Source organism: Myxococcus llanfairpwllgwyngyllgogerychwyrndrobwllllantysiliogogogochensis (assembly GCF_006636215.1).
GTDB classification, from domain to species: domain Bacteria; phylum Myxococcota; class Myxococcia; order Myxococcales; family Myxococcaceae; genus Myxococcus; species Myxococcus llanfairpwllgwyngyllgogerychwyrndrobwllllantysiliogogogochensis.
Genome location: NZ_VIFM01000938.1, coordinates 1 through 400 on the forward strand (window position 1 = coordinate 1; position 400 = coordinate 400).

Consider the following 400-nt stretch of genomic DNA (forward strand, 5'->3'; position numbering starts at 1 on the left):
AATGTATTTACAGGCCAGCTCGCCCGCCTGGGTGTTATCGGAGGTGATGGTGGCGTCGGCCCCTTCGGCGGCGACGTCAACCGCCACCACCACGATCCCGGCCTCTTTGGCCCGCTTCACCGCCGGGCCAATGCCTTTCGAATCGGCGGCGTTGAGGATGATCATATCGACTTTGGCGGCGATAAAGTTATCGATCTGCGCCACCTGCTGGCCCAGATCGTAGCCGCTGGAGACCAGCGTCACTTTGACGTTATCCCCCGCCAGCTTGCGGGCCTCCAGCTCCGCCCCTTTGGTGATCTGTACAAAGAACGGGTTGGCAAGGTCGCCCACCGTCACGCCAATCGCTTTCAGCTCTTTGGCCGACGCAAAAGGGGAGGCGGCCAGCAGCGCGCCAGCACAC

1 protein-coding gene is annotated in these 400 nt (G+C 62.5%); it reads right to left on the reverse strand.

Annotation, left to right across the window (positions count from 1 at the left end; translation table 11 throughout):
• Positions 1–400: substrate-binding domain-containing protein (locus FJV41_RS56375; RefSeq protein WP_141649686.1), on the reverse strand; the 400-nt coding region annotated here is incomplete at both ends.